Origin of the sequence: Variovorax nivicola, from assembly GCF_051216475.1 — a bacterium.
In the GTDB taxonomy this organism is placed as follows: domain Bacteria; phylum Pseudomonadota; class Gammaproteobacteria; order Burkholderiales; family Burkholderiaceae_C; genus Variovorax.
This window is the reverse complement of sequence record NZ_JBPJZK010000001.1, coordinates 550644-574919: the sequence shown is the minus strand read 5'-3', so window position 1 is coordinate 574919 and position 24276 is coordinate 550644. Positions and strand designations below refer to the sequence as shown.

19 protein-coding genes are annotated in these 24276 nt (G+C 65.1%); 7 read left to right on the top strand and 12 right to left on the bottom strand.

What is annotated here, in order from left to right; genetic code table 11:
• Positions 1-6: 6 nt before the first annotated feature.
• The 10 genes from ACSFBF_RS02685 to ACSFBF_RS02640 form a co-directional block, all read right to left on the bottom strand.
• Positions 7-1482 (bottom strand): M20 family peptidase, encoded by a 1476-nt coding sequence (locus ACSFBF_RS02685; protein ID WP_435464788.1) that lies wholly within the window; start codon positions 1480-1482, stop codon positions 7-9.
• A 28-nt stretch (positions 1483-1510) separates the two neighbouring features.
• Entirely contained in the window at positions 1511-3616 is a 2106-nt protein-coding gene (locus tag ACSFBF_RS02680) for a 3-hydroxyacyl-CoA dehydrogenase NAD-binding domain-containing protein (protein WP_435464787.1), read from the bottom strand.
• 147 nt (positions 3617-3763) lie between these two features.
• On the bottom strand, positions 3764-4459 hold the full coding sequence (locus ACSFBF_RS02675; protein ID WP_435464786.1) for an ABC transporter ATP-binding protein: 696 nt from the start codon (positions 4457-4459) through the stop codon (positions 3764-3766).
• A 1-nt stretch (position 4460) separates the two neighbouring features.
• Positions 4461-5231, bottom strand: a complete 771-nt coding sequence (locus ACSFBF_RS02670) for an ABC transporter ATP-binding protein (protein ID WP_093074023.1) — start codon at positions 5229-5231, stop codon at positions 4461-4463.
• Complete coding sequence (locus tag ACSFBF_RS02665) at positions 5228-6565, bottom strand: branched-chain amino acid ABC transporter permease (protein ID WP_435464785.1); 1338 nt, start codon at positions 6563-6565, stop codon at positions 5228-5230. Before ACSFBF_RS02665 ends, ACSFBF_RS02670 begins: the two co-directional genes overlap by 4 nt.
• Positions 6566-6569: 4 nt before the next feature.
• The gene (locus ACSFBF_RS02660) at positions 6570-7523 is read right to left on the bottom strand and encodes a branched-chain amino acid ABC transporter permease (protein ID WP_093056896.1); all 954 of its coding nucleotides are present in this window, start codon (positions 7521-7523) and stop codon (positions 6570-6572) included.
• A 79-nt stretch (positions 7524-7602) separates the two neighbouring features.
• Positions 7603-8844 carry a branched-chain amino acid ABC transporter substrate-binding protein gene (locus ACSFBF_RS02655; protein WP_435464784.1) on the bottom strand — a complete coding sequence of 414 codons (1242 nt, stop codon included), beginning with the start codon at positions 8842-8844 and terminating at the stop codon, positions 7603-7605.
• 199 nt (positions 8845-9043) lie between these two features.
• A complete protein-coding gene (locus tag ACSFBF_RS02650) occupies positions 9044-10273 on the bottom strand; it encodes a branched-chain amino acid ABC transporter substrate-binding protein (protein ID WP_435464783.1) in 1230 nt (409 codons plus the stop codon).
• A 147-nt stretch (positions 10274-10420) separates the two neighbouring features.
• Positions 10421-12064 carry a 3-(methylthio)propionyl-CoA ligase gene (locus ACSFBF_RS02645; RefSeq protein ID WP_435464782.1) on the bottom strand — a complete coding sequence of 548 codons (1644 nt, stop codon included), beginning with the start codon at positions 12062-12064 and terminating at the stop codon, positions 10421-10423.
• Between the two features lie 114 nt (positions 12065-12178).
• Positions 12179-13939, bottom strand: a complete 1761-nt coding sequence (locus ACSFBF_RS02640; RefSeq protein ID WP_435465896.1) for a carboxylesterase/lipase family protein — start codon at positions 13937-13939, stop codon at positions 12179-12181.
• A 222-nt stretch (positions 13940-14161) separates the two neighbouring features.
• Between ACSFBF_RS02640 and ACSFBF_RS02635 the strand changes: the two genes are divergently transcribed.
• From ACSFBF_RS02635 to ACSFBF_RS02610, 6 genes are all read left to right on the top strand, one after another.
• Complete coding sequence (locus ACSFBF_RS02635) at positions 14162-15241, top strand: AraC family transcriptional regulator (RefSeq protein ID WP_435465894.1); 1080 nt, start codon at positions 14162-14164, stop codon at positions 15239-15241.
• 75 nt (positions 15242-15316) lie between these two features.
• On the top strand, positions 15317-16798 hold the full coding sequence (locus tag ACSFBF_RS02630) for a protein adenylyltransferase SelO (protein ID WP_435464781.1): 1482 nt from the start codon (positions 15317-15319) through the stop codon (positions 16796-16798).
• Entirely contained in the window at positions 16795-17205 is a 411-nt protein-coding gene (gene msrB / locus ACSFBF_RS02625) for a peptide-methionine (R)-S-oxide reductase MsrB (protein ID WP_093056901.1), read from the top strand. The genes ACSFBF_RS02630 and msrB overlap by 4 nt, the downstream gene beginning before the upstream one ends.
• The gene (locus ACSFBF_RS02620) at positions 17202-17744 is read left to right on the top strand and encodes a septation protein A (RefSeq protein ID WP_435464780.1); all 543 of its coding nucleotides are present in this window, start codon (positions 17202-17204) and stop codon (positions 17742-17744) included. The genes msrB and ACSFBF_RS02620 overlap by 4 nt, the downstream gene beginning before the upstream one ends.
• Before the next feature lie 5 nt (positions 17745-17749).
• Positions 17750-18028: a BolA family protein gene (locus ACSFBF_RS02615; RefSeq protein ID WP_435465892.1), complete on the top strand. Its 279-nt coding sequence runs from the start codon at positions 17750-17752 to the stop codon at positions 18026-18028.
• Between the two features lie 127 nt (positions 18029-18155).
• Positions 18156-18941, top strand: a complete 786-nt coding sequence (locus tag ACSFBF_RS02610) for a peptidylprolyl isomerase (protein WP_435464779.1) — start codon at positions 18156-18158, stop codon at positions 18939-18941.
• 51 nt (positions 18942-18992) lie between these two features.
• Here ACSFBF_RS02610 and ACSFBF_RS02605 read toward each other — a convergent pair whose 3' ends face one another.
• The gene (locus ACSFBF_RS02605) at positions 18993-19304 is read right to left on the bottom strand and encodes a hypothetical protein (protein ID WP_435464778.1); all 312 of its coding nucleotides are present in this window, start codon (positions 19302-19304) and stop codon (positions 18993-18995) included.
• A gap of 10 nt (positions 19305-19314) precedes the next feature.
• Complete coding sequence (purL, locus tag ACSFBF_RS02600; RefSeq protein ID WP_435465890.1) at positions 19315-23283, bottom strand: phosphoribosylformylglycinamidine synthase; 3969 nt, start codon at positions 23281-23283, stop codon at positions 19315-19317.
• Positions 23284-23438: 155 nt separating this feature from the next.
• Between purL and map the strand changes: the two genes are divergently transcribed.
• Positions 23439-24263, top strand: coding sequence for a type I methionyl aminopeptidase (map, locus tag ACSFBF_RS02595; RefSeq protein ID WP_435464777.1), 825 nt, complete (start codon positions 23439-23441; stop codon positions 24261-24263).
• The last annotated feature ends 13 nt before the right edge of the window (positions 24264-24276 follow it).

Below are 24276 nucleotides of genomic sequence, written 5' to 3'. Positions count from 1 at the left end.
TTGTCGTCATTGCGCCGGAGCAGCGTTGGTGTTGCTCAGGAGCTGGTGATAGAAGCCGATCATCTCGCCGTAGTTCGAGATGGCCAGGCGTTCGTTGTTGCCGTGAAAGCGCGCCAGGTCTTCGCCCTTCACGCGGAACGGCGAGAAGCGGAAGACGGCGTCGCTCACGAGGCTGAAGTGGCGCGAATCGGTCGCGGCAGTCATGAGGCCGGGGGCCACCACCGCATCAGGGAAGGTCTGGCGCACGGCCTGCTGGATCGCACGGTAGCCGGTGCTGTCGGTCGACGACACGGGCGACGGCTCGGCATTGCCGGGGTACTGCTTGATCTTGATGTCGTCATTGCCCAGTGTCTTGCGCAGATGGGCCTCGACGCTCGCAAGCGTGTCGCCCGGCAGGATGCGGAAGTTGACTGCAGCCTCGGCGCGACCGGGCAGCACGTTGTCCTTGTTGCCGGCGCGAACGATGGTCAGCGCGGTGGTCGTGCGCAGCATGGCATTGCTGCTCGGGCTCTTCTCGAGCTGACCGCGCACCAGCGGCTCGGTGAGCCACAGGTTGGACAGCATCACGCGGTTGACACCACTCATCTCGGGCGCGAGCGCGCCGAACATCTGGCCCGCCACGCCCTTGATGCCACCGGGCATCGGGTTGGCTTCGAGCCGCGCCAGCGCCGCGCTCATGCTGCCGATGGCGCTGTGCTGCGGCGGCATCGACGAGTGGCCGGGGGCAGTGTCGAGCGAGAGGAAGAAGGTGCCGTAGCCCTTTTCAGCCAGACCGATCAGTGCAGCGGGCTTGCTGAGGCCCGGCAGCACGCCGTCGAGCACCAGCAGGCCTTCGTCGAGCACCCAGTCGAGGCGCACGTTGCGCGACTTGAGCAGTTCGGCAATGGGCAGCGCACCGCGCAGGCCGCTCACCTCTTCGTCGTCGCCCATCACGAGGTAGACGGTCTGCCTCGGCTTGAAGCCGGCGCCGATGAGCAGCTCGATGGCTTCCATCTGCGCGAACAGGTTGCTCTTGTTGTCGAGCGTGCCACGGCCCCAGATGAAGCCGTCCTTGATCTCACCCGAGAAGGGATCGACCGTCCATGCCTTCTCGGTGCCCGGGGCGATGGGCACCATGTCCTGGTGCGCCATCAGCGCGATGGGCTTGGCCGAGGGGTCAGTACCGGTCCATGTGTACAGCAGCGCCTTGTTGCCGACCACTTCCTTCTTGAGGGCGGCATGCACCTTCGGGAACTGCTGTGCGAGGAATGCGTGCAGCTTGTCGAACTCGGCCGCGTTGGCGGCCGGATCGTCCATGCCCGACACCGTGCGGAACGTGATCGCTGTAGAGAGCCGCTTGGCGGCTGCCTGCAGGTCGACGTTCAGCTTCGGCGCGGGCGCCACCGCCAGTTGCTGCGACGGTGTGGTCCAGGTCTTGACCGCCACGGCGGCCACCAGCAAGACGATTGCCAGCAGCAGCCCGAGGAAGATGCGTTTCAACATTGGCGGTCGGTCCCTTTGCCTTCGTGGATCAGCTGAACTGCTTGCCTTCGGCCACGAGCTTCTGGATCAGCGGTGCGGGCTGCCAGAACGCGCCGTCGTCGCGCGGGTTCTTGGCAAAGCGCTTCATCGTCTCGGCCACGTTGTACAGGCCGACCTGCGATGCGTAGTGCATCGGGCCGCCGCGCCAGATCGGGAAGCCGTAGCCGGTGAGGTACACCATGTCGATGTCGCCAGACTTCGAGGCAATGCCGTCTTCCAGGATGTGCGCGCCTTCGTTGACCAGCGCGTACACCAGGCGTTGCACGATCTCTTCATCGGAAATCTTGCGCGGCGTGATGCCCAGCTCCTTGCGGTGGTCCTCGATCATCTTGTTGACGAGCTCCGACGGAATCGCGTCGCGCTTGCCGGCCTGGTAGTCGTACCACCCTGCCCCGGTCTTCTGGCCGAAGCGGCCCAGTTCGCAGAGCTTGTCTGCCGTGCGGCTGTACTTCATGTCGGCGCGCTCGGTGGCGCGGCGCTTGCGAATGGCCCAGCCGATGTCGTTGCCGGCCAGGTCGCCCATGCGGAACGGGCCCATGGCAAAGCCGAACTTCTCGACGGCCTTGTCGACCTGCTGCGGCGTGGCGCCTTCGTCCAGCAGGAAGCCTGCCTGACGCGAGTACTGCTCGATCATGCGGTTGCCGATGAAGCCGTCGCACACGCCCGAGACAACAGCCGTCTTCTTGATCTTCTTGCCGATGTCCATGACCGTGGCGAGCACGTCCTTGGCGGTGGCCTTGCCGCGCACCACTTCGAGCAGCTTCATCACGTTGGCGGGGCTGAAGAAGTGCATGCCGACCACGTCCTGCGGACGGTCGGTGAACGAGGCGATCTTGTCGACGTCGAGCGTCGAGGTGTTCGAGGCCAGGATCGCGCCCTTCTTGGCGACGCGGTCGAGCTCCTTGAAGACCTTTTCCTTAACGCCGATTTCTTCGAACACGGCTTCGATGATGAGGTCGGCGTCCTTCAGGTCGTCGTAGCTCAGCGTGGTGCTCAACAGCGCCATGCGCTGCTCGTACTTGTCCTGCTTGAGCTTGCCCTTCTTGACCTGGGCTTCGTAGTTCTTCTTGATGGTGGCAACGCCGCGGTCGAGCGCTTCCTGCTTCATCTCGAGGATCTTGACGGGGATGCCCGCGTTCAGGAAGTTCATCGAGATGCCGCCGCCCATGGTGCCGGCACCGATCACGCCAACGGCCTTGATCTCGCGCTTGGGCGTGTCTTCGGGCACGTCAGGAATCTTGCTGGCGGCGCGCTCGGCCATGAACAGGTGGCGCAGCGACAGCGATTCGGGCGTGAACATCAACGCCGTGAACAGGCGGCGCTCTTCGGCCATGCCTTCGTCGAACTTCAGCTTCGTCGCGGCCTGCACGGCGTCGACGCACTTCAGCGGCGCGGGGTAGTTCTTCGACATGCCGCCGACCATGTTCTTGGCGAACTGGAAGTAGGCGTCGCCCTGCGGGTGCTTGCACGGCAGGTTGCGCACCAGCGGCAACGCGTCACCGGTCTTGCCGGCCACGCTCTTGGCGAAGGCCACGGCTTCTTCGAACACCGATTCGGGCGAAGCGGCCAGCTTGTCGAACAGCTTCTGGCCGGGCAGGCTCGCGAGCAGTTCGCTCTTCACGGGCTCGCCGCTGACGATCATGTTCAGGGCAGTTTCCACGCCGAGCACGCGCGGCAGGCGCTGCGTGCCGCCGGCGCCGGGCAGCAGGCCCAGCTTGACTTCAGGCAGTGCCACGCTGGTGCCGGGAGCGGCCACGCGGTAGTGGCAGCCCAGGGCCAGTTCGAGGCCACCGCCCATGCACACCGAGTGGATGGCCGCGACGATGGGCTTGGGAGAGGCTTCGAGCGCGAGGATCACGCTCAGCAGGTTGGGCTCCTGCAGTGCCTTGGGCGTGCCGAACTCCTTGATGTCCGCGCCGCCCGAGAACGCCTTGCCGGCGCCGGTGATGACGATGGCCTTGACGGCGTCGTCGGCATTGGCCTTCGACAGGCCATCGGTGATGCCGATGCGCGTCGAGAAACCGAGACCGTTGACCGGAGGGTTGGTCAGTGTGATCACGGCGATATCGCCGAGCACTTTGTATTCAGCCGTCATGCTGCGTTCCTTGGTGTGTGAAGAAAAAGAAGAAAAAGCACGAGTGTTCTTTTTCGGGGGATTCTAGGCGTTTCGCGTGGCCCAACAATGGCACGCAGTCGCTGGAGAGACAAGAGGAATCCGGGGCGTGGCCCGGATTCGTGTGTATCAAACTTCCAACCACTCTTTGCGAGTGGTGGCATCGGCGCGGAGGCTGTCCGGCGTGCCGTCGAACACGATGCTGCCGTGGCCCATGACGAGCGCGCGGTCTGAAATCTGCATGGCGATGGTGAGCTTCTGCTCGATCAGGAGCACCGAGATGCCCTTGTCCTTCAGCGTGCGCAGGTACTGCCCCACCAGCTCGACGATCTTGGGCGCAAGGCCTTCGGTGGGCTCGTCGATGATGATGAGGTCGGGGTCGCCCATCAGCGTGCGGCACAGCGTGAGCATCTGCTGCTCGCCGCCCGAAAGCACGCCGGCCTCGGTGTGCTGGCGCTCCTTCAGGCGCGGGAACATGCCGTACATGTCGTCGAACGACCAGCGGCTGCCCTTGCCCGAGCCCTTCTGCCCCAGCAGCAGGTTCTGGTGCACCGTGAGCTTGGGGAAGATGTCGCGGTTCTCGGGCACGTAGCCGATGCCGAAATGCGCGATCTCGTAGGCCTTGCGGCGCAGGATGTCTTCCCCCTTCCAGTGCAGGCCGCCCTCGGCATGCACCAGGCCCATGATGGCCTTGGCCGTGGTCGAGCGGCCCGAGCCATTGCGGCCCAGCAGCGCGACGATTTCGCCGGGGTTCACGTCGAAGGAAACGCCATGCAGCACATGGCTCTTGCCGTAGTAGGCGTGGATGTCTTTGAGCTTCAGCATGTCAGTGTCCCGCCCCTTGTGCATCCGCGACCGACGAACCAAGGTAGGCCTCCTGCACGCGCGCATTCGCACGAACGGCAGCAGGCGTGTCGAAGGCAATGACTTCGCCGTACACCACCACCGCGATCTTGTCGGCCAGCCCGAAGACCACGCCCATGTCGTGCTCCACCGTCAGCAGTGTCTTGCCGACGGTGACGTGCTTGATGAGCGAAATGAAGTGCGAGGTTTCGGTCTTGCTCATGCCCGCCGTGGGCTCGTCCAGCAAGATGACGCTGGCGCCGCCCGCGATGGTCACGCCGATTTCCAGCGCGCGCTGCTCGGCGTAGGTGAGGTTCACCGCATGCACGTCGCGCTTCTTCTCCAGGCCAATCTGGCGGATGAGCTCTTCGGTGCGCTCATTGGCGTCATCGAGGTTCGAGAGAAAGCGCAGGAAGGTGTACTTGTAGCCCAGGCTCCACAGCACGCCGCAGCGCAGGTTCTCGAAGACCGTGAGCTTCGGAAAGATGTTGGTGATCTGGAAGCTGCGCGACAGCCCCATGCGGTTGATTTCGTACGGCTTCATGCCGTCGATGCGCTGGCCGTTGAGCAGCACCTCGCCGCTGGTGGGCGTGAGCCGCCCGCTGATCAGGTTGAACAGCGTGGACTTGCCCGCGCCGTTCGGCCCGATGATGGCAATGCGCTCGCCGGCCGTCACGGCCAGGTCGACGCCGCGGATGATGTCGGTCTTGCCGAAGCTCTTGCGCAGGTTCTTGAGTTCCAGTGAATAGGTCATGCCGTCTCCCGCCGCTTGATCTCGGCTTCGATTTCTTCCTGTGCATGGCCCCAGACCTTCGCGAAGCGACGGCGCACCACCTCGAACACGCCCAGGCCTACCGCGAGCAGAGCAACCGCAACGATCCAGCTCGTGGCCGATGAGGTGTCGAGCTGCAGGCCTGCGAGCGGCACTACTGGGCCCAGCGCCGCATTCAGCTGCATGTGATAGATCATCTCGACGATGGCCGCAGCGCCCGCGAGCATGATGGCCGCACCGATGAACAGGCCCACGTAGAGTGCGTAGAAGCGCTTGATCTTGCCGAACAGCGCCACGCGCACGTTCATCATGATCAGGCTGGCCACGCCACCAGGCGCGAACATCACCATCAGCAGGAATACCAGGCCCACGTACAGCAGCCAGGCCTTGCTGAGTTCCGACAACAGCACCAGCGCGAACACCAGCAGCGCCGCGCCGATGATCGGCCCGAAGAAGAAGGTCGCGCCACCGAGGAAGGTGAACAGCAGGTAGCTGCCCGAGCGCAGCCCGTTCAGGCTGTCGGCCGCATTCACGATCTCGAAGTTGATGGCCGCCAGCCCGCCGCCGATGCCCGCGAAGAAGCCCGCGATGATGAAGGCGTAGTAGCGCACGCGCTGCGTGTTGTAGCCGATGAACTCCACGCGCTCGGGGTTGTCGCGCACCGCGTTCAGCATGCGCCCGAGCGGCGTGCCGGTGAAGGCGAACATCAGCCCGGTGCAGATGAAGCAGTACACGGCGATCAGGTAATACACCTGGTTCTGCGGCCCGAAGCTGACGCCGAAGAACGAAGTGCCATACACGCGGTTGGTGGTAATGCCGCCCTCGCCGCCGAAGAAGCTCGGGAACATCAGCGCCATTGCGGCAACAAGCTCGCCGAGGCCAAGCGTGATCATCGCGAAGGTGGTGCCCGACTTCTTGGTCGACACGTAGCCGAACACCACGGCGAAGAACATGCCGCCGAGGCCACCTACGAGCGGAATGAGCACCAGCGGAATCGGCAGCTTGCCGGCGCTGGCCAGGTTCATCGCGTGAATGGCGATGAACGAGCCCAGCCCCACATACACCGCATGCCCGAAGCTGAGCATGCCGCCCTGCCCCAGCAGCATGTTGTAGCTCAGGCAGATGATGATGAGGTAGCCGATCTGCGACAGCATGGTGAGCGCCAGGCTGCTGGTGAAGATCATCGGCGCCACGATCAGCAGCAGCGCGAAGAAAGACCAGATCAGGATGCGGCCGATGTTCAGCGGCTTGAAGCGGTAGTACTGCTTCGTGCCGGTGCTGGCCGTGATGGGAGTGGTTGTCGTTGCAGTGTTCATGGCGTCAGTCCTCCCGCGTTCCGAGAAGACCCTTGGGCCTGAAGATGAGGATCAGCACCAGGAACAGGTACGGCAGGATCGGCGCCACCTGCGAGATGGTGAGCTTCAGCAGTTCGTAGCCGAAGGTCTGGTCGCTCACCGCCACGCCGAGGGCCTGCAGGCCGGTGGCGAGCGACTGGTCCATGGCCACGGCGAAGGTCTGCACCACGCCGATGATCAGCGAGGCCAGGAAGGCGCCCGCCAGCGAGCCCATGCCGCCGACCACCACCACCACGAAGATGATGGAGCCGACCGAGCCTGCCATGGCCGGCTCGGTGACGTAGGTGTTGCCGCCGACCACGCCCGCAAGGCCCGCGAGCGCTGCGCCGCCGCCGAACACCAGCATGAACACTCGTGGCACGTTGTGGCCCAGCGCCTCGACCATGTCGGGATGCTTCAGCGCCGCCTGGATGACCAGGCCGATGCGCGTGCGCGTGAGCAGCAGCCACACCGACACCAGCATCAGCACCGCCACCAGCATGATGAACGAGCGCGACTTGGGAAACTGCGTGCCGTAGAGCGAGAAGAGCGGCCCCTGCAGCGCCGACGGCAGGCCGTACGGCACCGTGGAGCGGCCCCACACCAGTTGCACGAGTTCGAGGATCAGGTACGAAAGACCGAAGGTCACCAGCAGTTCGGGCACATGGCCGAACTTGTGGACCCGGCGCAGGCAGTAGCGCTCGAAGGCCGCGCCGAGCGCGAACACCAGCAGCGGCGCGATGAAGAGCGCCGGCCAGAAACCGACGACGCCCGACAGCGTGTAGGCGAAATAGGCGCCCAGCATGTAGAAGCTGGCGTGCGCGAAATTGAGCACGCCCATCATGCTGAAGATCAGCGTGAGGCCAGAGCTCAGCATGAACAACAGCAAGCCGTAGCTCACGCCGTTGAGCAGCGAGATGACGAAGAATTCGACGTTCATCGGTCTTTCGTGTCAGGTGAGAAAAGAAAAAGGCCCGAGTGTTGAAGTCGGGCCTCGACCTGTCAGGCGCAGGCGGCGATCAGGAGGCGCCGCCGGGCCGCTTCATCTGGCACGAAGTGGGCGTGCTGGCCACGTAGGCGTCGTAGTACTTCACCGGGGCCAGCGTGTAGCCGGTGTTCTCCGGGCTGTACGGGTACTTGGCGCTGGCCTTCTCCCACTTGGCGATGTACAGGCCCTGCTGTGCCTGGTGGTCGGTCTTGCGCAGTTCGATCTCGCCGTTGAAGCTCTTGAACTTCATGCCTTCCATGGCGGCGGCCACCTTGACGGGGTCGGTCGACTTGGTCTTCACGAAGGCTTCGGTCAGCGCCTGGAACACGGTGTAGACGTCGGTGGTGTAGAGGTCGTCGTTGAACTTCTTCTTGAACTCTTCGGCGTACTTCTGCATGTCGCCGCCCATGTTGTAGTGGGCATAGCCGACCTGGTACACCTTGCCGTCGGACGCTGCGCCCATGGCGGTCGGCGTGCCGCTGGTCACGGCGTAGTAGGTGTAGAACTTGACGTTGAGGCCCGAATCGTTCGCCGACTTGATCAGCAGCGCGAGGTCGGAGCCCCAGTTGCCGGTAATGACGGTGTCGGCACCCGAGGCCTTGATCTTGGCGATGTACGGCGCGAAGTCACGCACCTGGGCCAGCGGATGCAGGTCGTCGCCGACGATCTGCACGTCGGGGCGCTTGGTCTTGAGGTTTTCCTTGGCGAACTTGGAAACCTGCTGGCCGTGCGCGTAGTTCTGGTTGAGCAGGTAGACCTTCTTGATCTCCGGCTGGTCCTTCATGTAGGTGGTCAGCGCTTCCATCTTCATCGACGTGTCGGCGTCGAAGCGGTACTGCCAGTAGCTGCACTTGCTGTTGGTCAGGTCGGGGTCGACGGCGGCGTAGTTCAGGTACAGCGCTTCCTTGCCGGGATTGCGCGCGTTGTTCTTCTCGAGCGCGTCGATGATGGCCAGCGCGGGGCCGGAGCCGTTGCCCTGCACGATGTAGCGCGCGCCCTGGTCGAGGGCCGAGCGCAGTGCGCTGGTGGTCTCTTGCGGGCTGAGCTTGTTGTCGATGCCGATGATCTCGAACTTCACGCCTGCCGCATTCTTCTTGTTGAACTCTTCGGCAAAGAACTGGAAGGTCTTGAGCTGGTTCGTCCCGACCGCGGCCATGAGGCCCGACAGCGGGTCGAGCCATGCGATCTTGACGGTTTCACCCTTCTGGGCGAGGGCGCCGGTGGCGGTTGCCGCGATGACGGCTGCGGTAGCGATTTTCAGAGCGAACTTCAATCTATATCTCCTGGTCAAACCGATTCAAAACGCCGCACGAGAGTACAAGCGTTTGCAGCCCCTCCCCTCAGGGAATGCCCGTAAGAGGGGTGCTGCAAAGGCCCGTTTCTATCGCGCATGCGACACCGCGTTTCTCCAATTTGCTACCCGTTGGTAGACAGCTGCTACCAATGGGTAGGAAACGCGTTCACAAAGACGCCTAGGGGCGCTTCATCTGGCACGACGTGGGCGTGCTCGCCACGTACGATTCGTAGTACTTCACGGGAACGTTCGTGTAGCCGGTGTTCTCCGCGTCGTAGGGGTACTTGGCGCTGGCCTTTTCCCAGCGCGAGATGTACAGGCCCTGCTGCAACTGGTGGTCGGCCTTGCGCACCTCGACCTCGCCGTTGAAGCTCTTGATCTTCATGCCTTCCAGCGCCGCGGCCACCTTGACCGGGTCGGTCGACTTGGTCTTGGCGAAGGCGGCGTCGAGCAGCGCAAACACGTGATAGATCGACGACTGCGTGAGGTCGTCATTCATGCGCTTCTTGTAGCCGGCGAGCAGCTGCTGGATCTCGCCGCCCATGTTGTAGTGGGCATAGGCGACGGTGTAGACCTTGCCGTCGGACGTGGCACCCATGGCCGTGGGCGTGCCCGCGCCCGGCGCGTAGTAGGTCAGGAACTTGACGTTCAGGCCCGAGTCGTTGGCCGCCTTGATGAGCAGCGACAGGTCGGAGCCCCAGTTGCCGGTGATGACGGTGTCTGCGCCCGAAGCCTTGATCTTGGCGATGTACGGAGAGAAGTCGCGCACCTGCGCGAGCGGATGCAGGTCGTCGCCCACGATCTGGATGTCGGGGCGCTTGACCTTCAGGTCTTCCTTGGCGAACTTCGACACCTGCACGCCATGAGCGTAGTTCTGGCCGAGGATGTAGACCTTCTTGATGTCGGACTGGTCCTTCATCCAGGTGGTCAGCGCCTCCATCTTCATGGAGGTGTCGGCATCGACCCGGAAGTGCCAGTAGCTGCACTTGCTGTTGGTCAGGTCGGGGTCGACGGCCGCGTAGTTCATGTACAGAAGCTCCTTGCCCGGGTTGCGCGCGTTGTTCTTCTCGACGGCGTCGATGATCGCGAGCGCGGGGCCGGAGCCGTTGCCCTGCATGATGTAGCGCGCGCCCTGGTCTTGTGCGGAACGCAGCGCGGCGGTGGTCTCCTGCGGGCTGAGCTTGTTGTCGAGCGCGATGATCTCGAACTTCACGCCCGACAGGTTCTTCTTGTTGAACTCTTCAGCAAGGAATTGCGTGGTCTTGAGCTGGTTGGTGCCGACCGCGGCCATGAGGCCCGACAGCGGGTCGAGCCAGGCGATCTTGACGGTCTCGCCCTTCTGAGCGAATGCAGCGGCAGCGCTCACCAACATTGCACAGGCAGCTACTGACTTGATAGCAAATTGCATGAAGAGTCTCCAGTGTGAAAGGCGGAATGCCAGCGTACAAGCGCCCTTTTTTTTGCCGCACAGGGAATGCCCGGAAGGAAGGCCGCCGGAGCGGCTTTCCTATCGCGTGCGCGACAGTGCGGATGGGCTTGGCTCGTGTCCTTGTCTTCAGAGGGTCGGCAGCTTGTAGTCCTTGAGCAGTTCGCGCAGCTTGGTCTTGAGGATCTTTCCTGTCGCGCCAATCGGAATCGCCTCGACGAACACCACGTCGTCCGGGATCTGCCACTTGGCGGTCTTGCCCTCGTAGAACTTCAGCAGTTCCTCGCGCGTGACTTCGGCACCGGGCTTCTTCACGACAGCAATGATCGGCCGCTCGTCCCACTTCGGATGGAACACGCCGATGCACGCGGCCATGGCCACGGCCGGGTGCGCGACGGCGATGTTCTCGATCTCGATGGAGCTGATCCACTCGCCGCCGGACTTGATCACGTCCTTGCTGCGGTCGGTGATCTGCAGGTAGCCCTCGGCGTCGATGGTGGCCACGTCGCCAGTGGGAAACCAACCGCGGTTCTGCTCGTCGGGAATCAGCGGATTGCCGCCCTCGCCCTTGAAGTATTCCTTGACGATCCACGGCCCCTTGACCAGCAGGTCGCCATAGGCCTTGCCGTCCCACGGCAGTTCCTTGCCGTCGCCGTCGATGATCTTCATGTCGACGCCGAAGATGGCGCGACCCTGCTTCATGCGGATCTGCAGCTGCGCATCGGCCGGCAGCGACAGATGCTTGTTCTTGAGCGTGCACAGCGTGCCCAGCGGGCTCATCTCGGTCATGCCCCAGGCGTGCAGCACCTCGACGTTGTAGTTCTCCTGGAACGCGCGGATCATGGCCGGCGGGCAGGCCGAGCCGCCGATGACGGTGCGGTTGAGCTTGCTGAACTTCAGCCCGTTCGCCTGCATGTGGCCGAGCATCATCTGCCACACGGTGGGCACGCCCGCCGCGAAGGTCACGCCCTCGCCTTCGATCAGCTCGAACACCGACTTGCCGTCCAGCGCCGGGCCGGGGAACACCAGCTTGCAGCCCACCAGCGCCGCAGAGTACGGAATACCCCAGGCGTTGACGTGGAACATCGGCACCACCGGCAGCACCGAGTCGCGCGCCGACAGGCGCATGACGTCGGGCAAGGCCGCTGCGTAGGCATGCAGCATGGTCGAGCGGTGGCTGTAGAGCGCGGCCTTCGGGTTGCCCGTGGTGCCGCTCGTGTAGCACATGCTCGAGGCGGAGTTCTCGTCGAAGCTGGGCCACTCGTAGTCGGTGGACTGCGTGCCCATCCAGCTCTCGTAGCTCACGAGGTTGGGCACGCCGCTATCGGCGGGGAGCTTGTCGGCATCACACAGTGCAACCCATTTCCGGATCGTGGGACAGCGCGCATGCACGGCCTGCACCAGCGGCAGGAACGTGAGGTCGAAGCACAGGATCTGGTCTTCGGCATGGTTGGCGATCCACGCGATCTGGTCGGGGTGCAGGCGCGGGTTGATGGTGTGCAGCACGCGGCCGCTGCCGCTCACGCCGTAGTACAGCTCCAGGTGGCGATAGCCGTTCCAGGCCAGGGTGGCGATGCGGTCGCTGAACAGCAGTTGCTCGCCGTCCAGCGCATTGGCCACCTGCCTGGCGCGCGATGCGATGTCGCTCCATGTGCAGCGGTGGATGTCGCCTTCGACACGGCGCGAGACGATCTCGCCGTCGCCGTTGTGGCGCTCGACGAACTCGATCAGCGACGAGATCAAAAGCGGTTGGTCTTGCATCAAACCCAGCATCTACGAACTCCTATGTGAAATGACTTCATGAAAACCTGCGGACAACGGATTCACGCAAGCTTCGGCCACTTCCACAATGACACAAACCCGCACTGCACGATTGAACGAAGCGGCTCATTGCACCGGCGTGATCTTGGCCGCCGTGGGCGTGGCGTCGAGCAGCAGTTGCGAGGGCCACGGCGCCCAGGTCGCACCAAGTTCGGGCGTGTTCGGATCGCCCTTGCGCATGAAGGTGCCGATGCTGGCCATGACGGCGCTCGACAGCGCGAGCCGCCCCTTCTCGTTGGCCTTGCCGCCGATGGAGCTCGACAGCACCGACGGGCCGAAATTGCCGAACACGAACGGCAGGTCGAAGGCGTGCGAGGCGCCGTAGACGTCATTCCACGGTGCAGCCTCCTGCGACCAGTCGAGGCGGTAGTGCCAGATGTTCGACTGGCGCGTCTTCATCGTGTTGAGCAGGTTGTCGCGGTTGGCCTCGAAGAGCCCCTTCGTGATGAGCGCGGTGGCTGCGTTGTAGCCGGTGCCGGGCTTGTCTACCGGAAGGTAGAACGGATCGATGATGTCGTTCACCGTGAGCGTGGGTGCGGCATCGGGGTCGAAGTTGAACATCAGCGAGAAGCGCTGTGCGTCGTTGACGATCCAGCCCGAGGTCGGAAAGCCGATGGTCCCCAGCAGCGAGGCAAAGAGCTTGCCCTCGTCGCGCGTGTTGCCCGCGAGCATGGGCACCTTCACGTACTGATCGGCCGCGATGGCGCCAATGGGGTCCGTCGGGATCACGGTGCCATCTGGAATGGGCCCGACCGAGCCCAGCCCTGCGGCGACCACGGTGCTCAGCATCTTGCCGCCGTCCTGTGCACGCAGGTATTCGGCGATCTGGGCCGGTGTGCGGGTGGCGATGTAGGCCTTGGCGGCGGCCGCGTCGGCGGCGGTGCCGTCTGCAACGAGCAGCTTCTCCAGGATGGCCGCGCCCTGTGCGAGCGAGGTCGAGGCCTGGAACAGCGAAGGCAGCGTGCCGGGCGGCAGATTGCCCGCAAGCGAAATGCCGCCGCTCATCTCGAAGGCCTTGTGGAACAGGCCCTTGGCCATCGGCGAAGTCATCACCGACAGCAGGTTGGTGGCGCCCGCCGACTCGCCCGACAGCGTGACGTTGCCCGGATCGCCGCCGAAGTTGGCAACGTTGCTCTGAATGAAACGCAACGCCGCCATGTTGTCGAGCAGCGCGAAGTTGCCGGAGTCGTCGCCCGCGGTGCCGCCCGGCTTCAGCTGCGGCATGTTGAGAAAGCCCAGGATGCCGAGGCGGTAGCTGGCGGTGATGACCACCGCGTTGGCGGCCTTCGCCAGCTTGGCGCCGTCGTACAGCGGGTCGGCCGTGTAGCCCGAGATGTTGCTGCCGCCATGAATGAACAACAGCACCGGCAGGTTCTTCTCGTCCGTCGCCGGGCGCCAGATGTTGACGAACAGGCAATCTTCGCTGCCGACCGGCTTGCCGAGGTTGGTGCCGATGGTGGCGTCGTATATGTTGTTGAGGCCAGGGCTGAAGATGCGGCCGATCTGCAGGCAGGCATTGCCGAATTTGGTGGCCGGACGAATGTCGCTCCAGGCTTCGGGCGCGACCGGCGCGCGCCAGCGCAGCACGCCCACCGGCGGCTGGGCGAACGGGACACCCTTCCAGTAGTAGGTGCCCGAGCTGGCGCCGTCGTCCACGCCTTCGATCTTGCCGGCCGTGGTCTGGCGGACCATCGGGCCATCGGCTGGAGGTGCGGCCGGGGGCGCCGGCGCCGGCGGGGGCGCGCTCGGCAGGAAGGTGAAGCCGGGCGAACCGGACGACCCACCTCCGCAGGCCGAGAGGGCCGCAAGAGCCGCCGCTGCCGCCATGGTGGCAATGGCCTTGCCCACCGCCGTTTTTCTTGCTGCACCCTGGTTTTGTGCCGTTGTCTCTGTCTTCATGTTTTTGTCTCCACACCGGGTTAATCGGAATTCCTGGCCTGGTGCGCGGCACCCATACTCCGGGCCGCCGAGCACGCAAAAAATTCTAGAAACCGGCGTCGTTTTCACCGCTATCGCAAGGAAGCCAAACGAATGACTTCAGGAGCCTCCCTGTCGCACCGCCAACGCGGGCCGCAGCGACGGGCCGGCGGCATGCCGCAGCCGGAGCTGCGCACCAGCTCGGCCGCGTGGCTGGAGGGCGTGCTGTCGATGTTCGAGGCCGAGGGGCTGAACGTTCCTTCGCTGTTGCGCGATGCCGGCTTCGACCCCGATTCGCTGCACCGCCAGAACACGCGCATCCCGGTCGACGAGATCTCGGTGCTTTGGCAGCTCGCGGTGGCGCGCGCCGGCAAGCCCACACTGGGCCTGCACCGCGACCTGGCCGCCACGCACAGCAAGCTGGGCACGGTCGGTCACGCCATGGCCTGCAGCCCCGACCTCGGCGCCGCGCTCACACGGCTGACGCGCTACATGGCGGTGATTTCGGACGCGACCGCCTTCTCGATGCACCCCGAGCCGCGCGGCTGCTGGATGGTGATGGAGCACACCGGCGGCAGCCTGCCGATTCCGCGCCAGCGCGTCGAATACGCCCTGCTGACCGTGCTCATGCAATGCCAGTGGCTCACGCGGCGCGACCTGCAGCCGCTGGCCATGGAGTTCGTGTACCCCGCGCCGGCCAACGACCGGCTGCACCGCGAGGCCTTCGGTTGCGAAGTGCGCTTCAACGCCGTCGCCAACCGCCTGCTGCTGTCGACGGCCGACATGACGATGCCGCTGCCCACCTTCCACCCGGTGCTCGGCGAGATGCAGGAGCACCTGCTCGACGACCAGCTGAACCTGCTGGGCCAGACCACCACCAGCAGCCTGGTGTGCGCCGAGATCGCACGCCGGCTCCAGCACGGCGAGCCGCGCCGGCAGGACGTGGCCTCGGGCCTGGGGCTGGCCGAGCGCACGCTGCAGCGCCGGCTGCAGGAAGAATCGGTGTCGTTCCAGGGCCTGCTCGACCGCACCCGCCGCGAACTCGCGCAGCAGTACCTGGCGGAAGACCGCCATACGCTGACCGACGTAGCTGACATGCTGGGCTTTGTCGACAGCAGCAACTTCTTCCGCGCCTGCAAGCGCTGGTTCGGCGTTCCGCCGGCGCAGTACCGGGCGCGTATCTGGGACAACCCCGCGCCGCTGGCTGCCTGAGCCTCCCGAGCCACGTACAGGGGCCGCGATGGCCCGCTTGGCAAGGGGTTACGCGCTGTGCCGGACAATCCGCCCATGAGCCTGCTTGCTGAAGACACCGAGGTCGCGGACCTGGGGCTGCGCTGGAAACCCGGTTTCGCCACCCTTGGCCCGGCGTTTCTCACCGAATTGCGGCCGACACCGCTGCCTGATCCGTACTGGGTGTGCCGCAGCGAAACCGTCGCGCGTGAGCTGGGCCTGCCGCCTGATTGGCATTCGTCGAACGCCACGCTGTCTGCCCTGACCGGCAGCCTGCCTATCACCGGCACCCGCCCCTTCGCCACGGTGTACAGCGGCCACCAGTTCGGCGTGTGGGCCGGCCAGCTCGGCGACGGGCGCGCCATCATGATCGGCGAGACCGAAGGCGGGCTCGAAGTGCAACTGAAGGGCGCGGGCCGCACGCCCTACTCGCGCGGCGGCGATGGCCGTGCGGTGCTGCGCTCCAGCATCCGCGAATTTCTTTGCAGCGAGGCCATGCACGGCCTCGGCATCCCGACCACCCGCGCGCTGTGCGTGACCGGCTCCGACGCCCGCGTGTACCGCGAGGAGCCGGAAAGTTCGGCCGTCGTGACCCGCGTGGCACCGAGCTTCATTCGATTCGGCCACTTCGAGCACTTCGCGGCCAACCAGCGCGAAGACGAGCTGCGCGCGCTGGCCGACTACGTCATCGATCACTACTACCCGGCGTGCCGCACCACCGACCGCTTCAACGGCAACGCGTACGCCGCCTTCCTCGAAGCCGTGAGCGAGCGCACCGCCGCCCTGCTCGCCCAATGGCAGGCCGTGGGCTTCTGCCACGGGGTGATGAACACCGACAACATGAGCATCCTCGGGCTCACCATCGACTACGGACCCTTCCAGTTCCTCGATGGCTTCGACCCGCGCCATATCTGCAACCACAGCGACACCAGCGGGCGCTACGCCTTCAACCAGCAGCCCAACGTCGCCTACTGGAACCTGTTCTGCCTGGCGCAGGCGCTGCTTCCGCTGATCGGCGACCAGGAAGTCGCGGTGGCCGCGCTGGAGTCGTACAAGACGGTGTTCCCGAACGAGTTCGAAGGCCGCATGCGCGCCAAGCTGGGCCTGGCCGAGGCGGCCGAAGGCGATCGCGCGCTGATCGAGGGCGTGCTCAAGCTGCTGGCCGCAGGCAAGGTCGACTACACGATCTTCTGGCGCCGGCTCTCCAACTATGTGGCCGACGGCAACGTCGAGCCGGTGCGCGATCTGTTCCTGGACCGCGAGGGTTTCGATGCGTGGCTGCTAGCGTTTTCGGAGCGCCATGCGCCCACTGGGCGCGCGCAAGCCGCCGATCTGATGCTCAAATCGAATCCCAAATTCGTGCTGCGGAACCACCTGGGACAGCAAGCCATCGAAGCAAGTCAGCAAAAGGACCACTCGGCTGTGGCAACCTTGCTGGCTGTGCTCCAGTCCCCATTTGAAGAACATTCCGACGCCGACGCACTGGCCGGCTTCCCGCCCGACTGGGCCTCCACGATCGAAATCAGCTGCTCATCATGACCACTCCCGTACAGAAAACCGACGCCGAATGGAAAGCCCTGCTCGCTGAAAAAGGCGCCGAGCCCGCCGCCTTCGAGGTAACGCGCCATGCCGCCACCGAACGCCCCTTCACCGGCAAGTACGAAGCTCACTGGGACGACGGCACGTATCACTGCGTGTGCTGCGGCGCCAAGCTGTTCGAGTCGACGACCAAGTTCGACGCGGGCTGCGGCTGGCCCAGCTTCTCGGAAGAAGCCGTGCCCGGCGCCATCCGCAACATCGTCGACCGTTCGCATGGCATGGTGCGCACCGAGAACGTCTGCGCCAATTGCGGCGCCCACCTGGGCCACGTGTTCCCCGACGGCCCCACCGAAACCGGCCTGCGCTACTGCATGAACTCGGCGTCGCTCGACTTCCAGAAAAAATGAAACTGCTCCTCGACTTCTTCCCGATCCTGCTGTTCTTCGGCGCCTACAAGCTCGGCGACATCTACACCGCCACCGGCGTGCTGATGGCCGCCACTGTCGTGCAGATGGCGATCATCTACGCCACCGAGCGCAAGCTGCAGGCCATGCAGAAGGCCACGCTGGTGCTGATCCTGCTGTTCGGCACGCTCACGCTGGCACTGCACGACGACCGCTTCATCAAGTGGAAGCCAACCGTGCTGTACGGCGCGATGGCCATTGCGCTGGCCGTGGCCCTCTGGGCGCTGAAGAAGAACTTCCTGAAGATGCTGCTGGGCTCGCAGCTCGAGCTGCCCGACCGCATCTGGAGCCGGCTCAATGTGGCGTGGATCGGTTACTGCCTGTTCATGGCCATCGTCAACGGCTACGTGGCGGCGTACTTCACGACCGAGGCCTGGGTCAACTTCAAGCTCTGGGGCTATGTGTTTCCCATCGTCTTCCTGGTGGCGCAAGGCCTGTACATCGCGCCGCACCTGAAGAACGAAGACAAGCCGACGGCATGACGGGCATGACGATGAGCACCGCACTGCTGCCCACGGCCGCCGACATCGAAGCCGCGCTGCGCGAGGCCCTTGCCCCCACGCAGCTCGAAGTGATCGACGAGAGCGCCGCCCACGCGGGCCATTCGGGTGCCAACGCGGAAGGCCGCGGCACCCATTTCCGCGTGCGCATCGCCTCCCCTCTGTTCGAAGGGAAGCCCCGCGTGGCGCGGCATCGGCTTGTGTATGATGGCCTCCAGGTTTTTATCGCACAGGGTCTGCACGCCATCGCCATCGAGGTGCTCTGAGTCGTCCACTGGATCGCACGCCGCGTTTGCACCGGCCGTTGCTCCCCTTCTTTTCTTCCCTATCCCTGCTTTCTTTCCCGCGCCTTTTCCTACACGCGCATTTCCTTTCCAGCTCGATATTCATTCCATGAAAAAACAAATCTTGCAGGCCGTCGCGGCCGCAGTGCTGCTCGGTGCCACGTCCATGGCGGCTCTGGCGCAGAACGCAGCCATCGTGAACGGCAAGCCGGTGCCCAAGGCCCGCATGGACGTTCTGGCCCAGCAACTGGCAGCCGCAGGCCGCCCGGTGACGCCTGAAATGCAGAGCCAGTTGCGCGAGGAAATCGTGGCGCGCGAAGTGTTCATGCAGGAAGCGCAAAAGCAGGGCCTGGACGCCAACGACGACTACAAGAACCAGCTCGAACTCGCCCGCCAGGCCATCCTGATCCGCGCGCTGTTCGAGAACTACCGCAAGACCAACCCGGTCTCGGACGCCGACGTGAAGGCCGAGTACGACAAGTTCGTGGCGGCCAACGGCGGCAAGGAATACAAGGCCCGCCACATCCTGGTCGAGACCGAAGACCAGGCCAAGAAGATCATGGCCGACCTGAAGAAGGGCGCCAAGTTCGAAGACATCGCCAAGAAGCAGAGCAAGGACCCGGGTTCGGGCGCCAACGGCGGCGACCTCGACTGGGCCAACCCCGCGAGCTTCGTGCCCGAGTTCTCGGAAGCGATGATCAAGCTCAAGAAGGGCGAAACCACCCCCGCCCCGGTCAAGACCCAGTTCGGTTATCACATCATCCGCGTCGACGACATCCGCCAGGCCCAACTGCCGAAGCTGGAAGAAGTGAAGCCGCAGATCACGCAGCAGCTGCAGCAGCAGCGCCTGCAAAAGTACCAAGAGGATCTGCGCGCCAAGGCCAAGGTCGAGTAACTCGATCCAGGCAAAAGAAAAGCGGCCTTCGGGCCGCTTTTTTGTGGGCGTTCAGATCGCCCAGGTGCCGAAGTTGTCGCCCGGTCCATCGAGCGCCGCGAACGCCCGCCATGCCTTCTCGGCATCCACGCCCTGCACCGCCCGGCCCAACGCGTCGAGCGTGCGGTAGATCTTCTTCGACGCGCCGAAGTGCGCAGCGTTGAGCGCCTCCAGCTGCGGAAGCAGTGTCTGCAGAATCTCCGTGCGCGCGGACGAAGCCGCCGCCTCGTCCTCGCGCCATGCGAGCAGCAGCTTTCGGATCAGGTCCTCGACACGCGACGCTTCCAGCACATGCCGGCTTCGCGGGTGATCGAGGTCGAGCACCGTTTGGTCCTCAGCCCACCCAGCGGCGCGCGTTGCGCCAGATCTGCATCCACGGGCTCAGATCGCTCTTGTCGCCCGAGGTCCAGCTCATCTGGATGTTGCGGAACACGCGCTCCGGGTGCGGCATTACCGCGGTGAAGCGGCCGTCCGGCGTGGTCACCGAAGTCAGGCCGTTGGCGCTGCCGTTGGGGTTGAACGGGTACTGCTCGGTCGGCTGGCCGAAGTTGTCCACGAAGCGCATCGCGCCGATGGCCTTGGCGGCGTCGCCGCGGTGCTTGAAGTTGGCATAGCCCTCGCCGTGCGCCACCGCGATCGGCAGGCGGCTGCCGGCCATGCCCTCGAAGAAGATGCTCGGCGACTCGAGCACCTCGACCATCGACAGCCGCGCCTCGAAGCGCTCGCTCTGGTTGGTGGTGAAGCGCGGCCAGGCTTCGGCGCCCGGGATGATGTCGGCCAGTTCGGCGAACATCTGGCAGCCGTTGCACACGCCCAGGCCGAAGGTGTCGGCGCGGCCGAAGAAAGTCTTGAACTGCTCAGCCAGCTTCGGGTTGAAGGTGATGCTGCGCGCCCAGCCGATGCCGGCGCCCAGCGTGTCGCCGTAGCTGAAGCCGCCGCAGGCGACCACGCCCTTGAAGTTGGCAAGGTCCGCCCTGCCCGCCTGCAGGTCGGTCATGTGCACGTCGAAGGCCTCGAAGCCGGCTTCGGTGAAGGCGTAGGCCATCTCGACGTGCGAGTTGACACCCTGCTCGCGCAGGATGGCGACCTTGGGGCGCGACTGCAGGATGGCCGGTGCGGCAGGCTGCGCATTCGGCAGAAACACGTGCATGCCCGGATCGTTCGGCACGCCGGCTGCGGCGTGTTCTGCGTCGGCGCAAGCGGGGTTGTCGCGCTCGCGGGCGATCTTCCAGCTGACCGCGTCCCACACCTGCTGCAGATCGTGCAGGCTCGCGCTGAACACCGACTTGGCATCGCGCCAGACTTCGACCTTGCCCTTGCCCGCATCCATGGGGGAGCTGGCGGGCCGGGTCTTGCCGACGAAGTGGCTGTGCGTGCTGAGGCCGTGGGCGCGCAGCACCTGCATGACGTCGTTGCGCTCGGCGGTGCGCACCTGCAGCACCATGCCCAGCTCTTCGTTGAACAGCGCCTTGAGCGTGAGTTCTTCGCGCCGCGCGCTGACCTGCTGCGCCCAGTTCTTGGCGTCGCCGGTTTCCATGCGGCTGTCGGAGATGCCGTCGCCTTCAGTGACGAGCATGTCGACGTTCAGCGCCACACCGACGTGGCCGGCAAAGGCCATTTCGCAGGCGGTGGCGAACAGGCCGCCGTCGCTGCGGTCGTGCATCGCGAGGATCTTGCCGTCGGCGCGCAGCGCGTTCACGGCATTGACCAGCGCGACGAGTTGCGCCGGATCGTCGAGGTCGGGCACGGTGTCGCCGCTCTGGCCCAGCGTCTGCGCCAGGATGCTGCCGGCCATGCGGTGCTTGCCCTGGCCCAGGTCGATCAGCACCAGCGTGGTGTCGGCCTCTTCGGCGTCGAGTTGCGGTGTGAGCGTGCCGCGCACGTCGGCCAGAGAGGCGAAGGCGGTAACGATCAGGCTCACGGGCGACGTGACCTTCTTGGCTTCGGCGCCGTCCTTCCATTGCGTGCGCATCGACAGCGAATCCTTGCCGACCGGAATCGACACGCCCAGCGCCGGACACAGTTCCAGGCCCACGGCCTTGACGGTTTCGTACAGCGCGGCGTCTTCGCCGGGCTCGCCGCAGGCGGCCATCCAGTTGGCCGACAGCTTGACGCGCGAGAGTTCGATCGGTGCGGCCAGCAGATTGGTGATGGCTTCAGCCACGGCCATGCGGCCCGAGGCCGGCGCGTCGAGCGCGGCCAGCGGCGTGCGCTCGCCCATGCTCATGGCTTCGCCGGCAAAGCCCTTGTAGTCGGCCAGCGTCACGGCGCAGTCGGCCACGGGCACCTGCCACGGGCCGACCATCTGGTCGCGGTGGCTCAGGCCGCCCACGGTGCGGTCGCCGATGGTGATGAGGAAGCGCTTGGAGGCCACAGTCGGATTCGCGAGCACGTCGATGGCGGCCTTCTGCAGGTCGACGCCCGTGAGGTCGAGCGGCTTGAAGCTGCGCGCCACGGTCTTCACGTCGCGGTGCATCTTCGGCGGCTTGCCGAGCAGCACGTCCATCGGCATGTCGACGGGCTGCACCTGCGCGCCCTCGTCGGCCACCAGCAGCTGGCGTTCTTCGGTCGCCACGCCGACCACCGAGAACGGGCAGCGCTCGCGCTCGCAGAAGGCCTTGAACTGGTCGAGCGATTCCGGTGCGATGGCCAGCACGTAGCGCTCCTGGCTTTCGTTGCACCAGATTTCCTTCGGCGCCATGCCCGACTCTTCGAGCGGCACTGCGCGCAGATCAAAACGCGCGCCGCGGCCGGCGTCGTTGGTCAACTCGGGGAAGGCGTTGCTCAGGCCGCCCGCGCCCACGTCGTGGATCGCCAGAATGGGGTTGGCCGCGCCCTGCTGCCAGCAGTGGTTGATGACCTCTTGCGCGCGGCGTTCGATTTCGGGGTTGCCGCGCTGCACCGAGTCGAAGTCGAGCTCGGCTGCGTTGGCGCCGGTGGCCATCGAGCTGGCGGCGCTGCCGCCCATGCCGATGCGCATGCCGGGGCCGCCGAGCTGAATCAGCAGCGAGCCGGCGGGAAAGCGGATCTTTTTGGTCTGCGTGGCGTCGATGCTGCCCAGGCCGCCCGCGATCATGATGGGCTTGTGGTAGCCGCGCTGCACGGTGTCGAGGTCGCTCGCCACGGCCTGCTCGTACTCGCGGAAGTAGCCCAGCAGGTTGGGACGGCCGAATTCGTTGTTGAACGCGGCGCCGCCCAACGGGCCCTCGGTCATGATCTGCAGCGGGCTGGCAATGTGCTCGGGCTTGCCGTAGTGGCCCTCTTCAGGCCACAGCTTGGACACGGTGAAACCGGTCAGGCCGGCCTTGGGCTTGGAGCCGCGGCCGGTTGCGCCTTCGTCGCGAATCTCGCCGCCCGCGCCGGTCGAAGCGCCCGGGAACGGCGAAATTGCGGTCGGGTGGTTGTGCGTCTCGACCTTCATCAGCACATGGCTCAGGGCGCTATCTTTTTGATAGCTCTGCGAGCCGCTGGCGGGAATGAAGCGCTCGATGGTCGCGCCTTCCATCACCGAGGCGTTGTCGGCGTAGGCGATGACCGTGTGCTGCGGGTTCTGCTTCTCGGTGTGGCGGATCATCGAGAACAGGCTCTGGGGCTGTGCCTTGCCGTCGATGGTGAAGTCGGCGTTGAAGATCTTGTGGCGGCAGTGCTCGCTGTTGGCCTGCGCGAACATCATCAGTTCGACGTCGCTGGGGTTGCGACCCAGGCGGGTGAAGGCATCCACCAGGTAGTCGATTTCGTCCTCGGCCAGCGCCAGGCCGAAGCCGGTGTTGGCTGCCACCAGCGCCGTACGGCCGCCGGCCAGCACATCGACCTGCGCCATCGGCTGGGCAGGCAGTTCGCTGAACAGGCTGGCCGCCTGATCGACGGTGGCCAGCACCGATTCGGTCATGCGGTCGTGCAGCGGGCCGGCCACGGCGGCCAGCGTGTCGCCTTCGAGCACGGGGGCCTTGCCGATCAGCGGGGCCTTGAGCTTCAGGTGGTACTGGGTGACGCGCTCGACCCGGCGCAAGGCCAGGCCGCAGTTGTGGGCAATGTCGGTGGCCTTGGAGGCCCAGGGCGACACGGTGCCCAGACGGGGCGTGACCACCACCGAGGTGCCCACCTTGGCCGGCGCCTCGAAGGGCTCGCCGTAGGTCAGCAGCGCCGCAAAGCGCTCGCGGCCGGCCGAATCCAGCGCCGCATCGGTGACCACGAGGTGCACGAAACGGGCCGAGATGCCCTCGATGCGCGGCTCGATGGCCTGGAGCTTCGGCAGCAGCTGGCGTGCGCGGAAGTCGCTGAGCGCGCTGCCGCCCTCGAACATGGTTACGACGGGAAGGGCTTGAGGTGCGGGCTGCGTCACGGTCGATGGGGCCTCGGGGGCCGCGTTGGAAATCAAGGAATCGAGGCAGATGGCCGCTGACTGGGGCCATCCGCGTTAGCCGCGAATTTTAGCTTGCCGAATGGGATAATTCGGGGATGAGCATTAACTACAAAGACGCTGCGGGCATCGAAGCCATGCGGGTCGCCTGCCGCCTGGCTTCCGAGGTGCTGGACTACCTCACGCCCCTCATCAAGCCCGGCATCACGACCAACGATGTCGACCGGCTCGCCGCCGAGTACATGGTCAAGCAGGGCACCACATCGGCCACGGTGGGCTACATGGGCGCAAGCAGCGTCCCGTACCCGAAGTCGCTCTGCACCTCGGTGAACCACGTGGTGTGCCACGGCATTCCCAATGACAAGCCCCTGAAGAAGGGCGACATCATGAACGTCGACGTGACCGTCATCAAGGACGGCTGGTTCGGCGACAACAGCCGCATGTACGTGATAGGCGACACCTCCATTGCCGCCAAGCGCCTGTGCAGCATCACCTTCGAAGCCATGTGGCACGGCATCCTGCAGGTGCGCCCCGGCGCGCACCTGGGCGACGTGGGCCACGCGATCCAGAAGTTCGCCGAGGGCCAGGGCTTCTCGGTGGTGCGCGAGTTCTGCGGCCACGGCGTGGGCCAACGCTTCCACGAAGAACCCCAGGTGCTGCACTACGGCCGCCCGGGGACCATGGAAGAACTCAAGCCCGGCATGATCTTCACCATCGAACCGATGATCAACGCCGGCAAGCGCGACGTGAAGGAAGACTTCAAGGGCGGTCAGTACGACGGCTGGACCATCGTCACGCGCGACCATTCGCTGTCGGCCCAGTGGGAGCACACGGTGCTCGTCACCGAGACCGGCTACGAGGTGCTGACGCTCTCCGCAGGCAGCCCGCCGCTGCCCTCCTTCGTCACCTCGACCAAGACCTGACGCGGCAACGCGT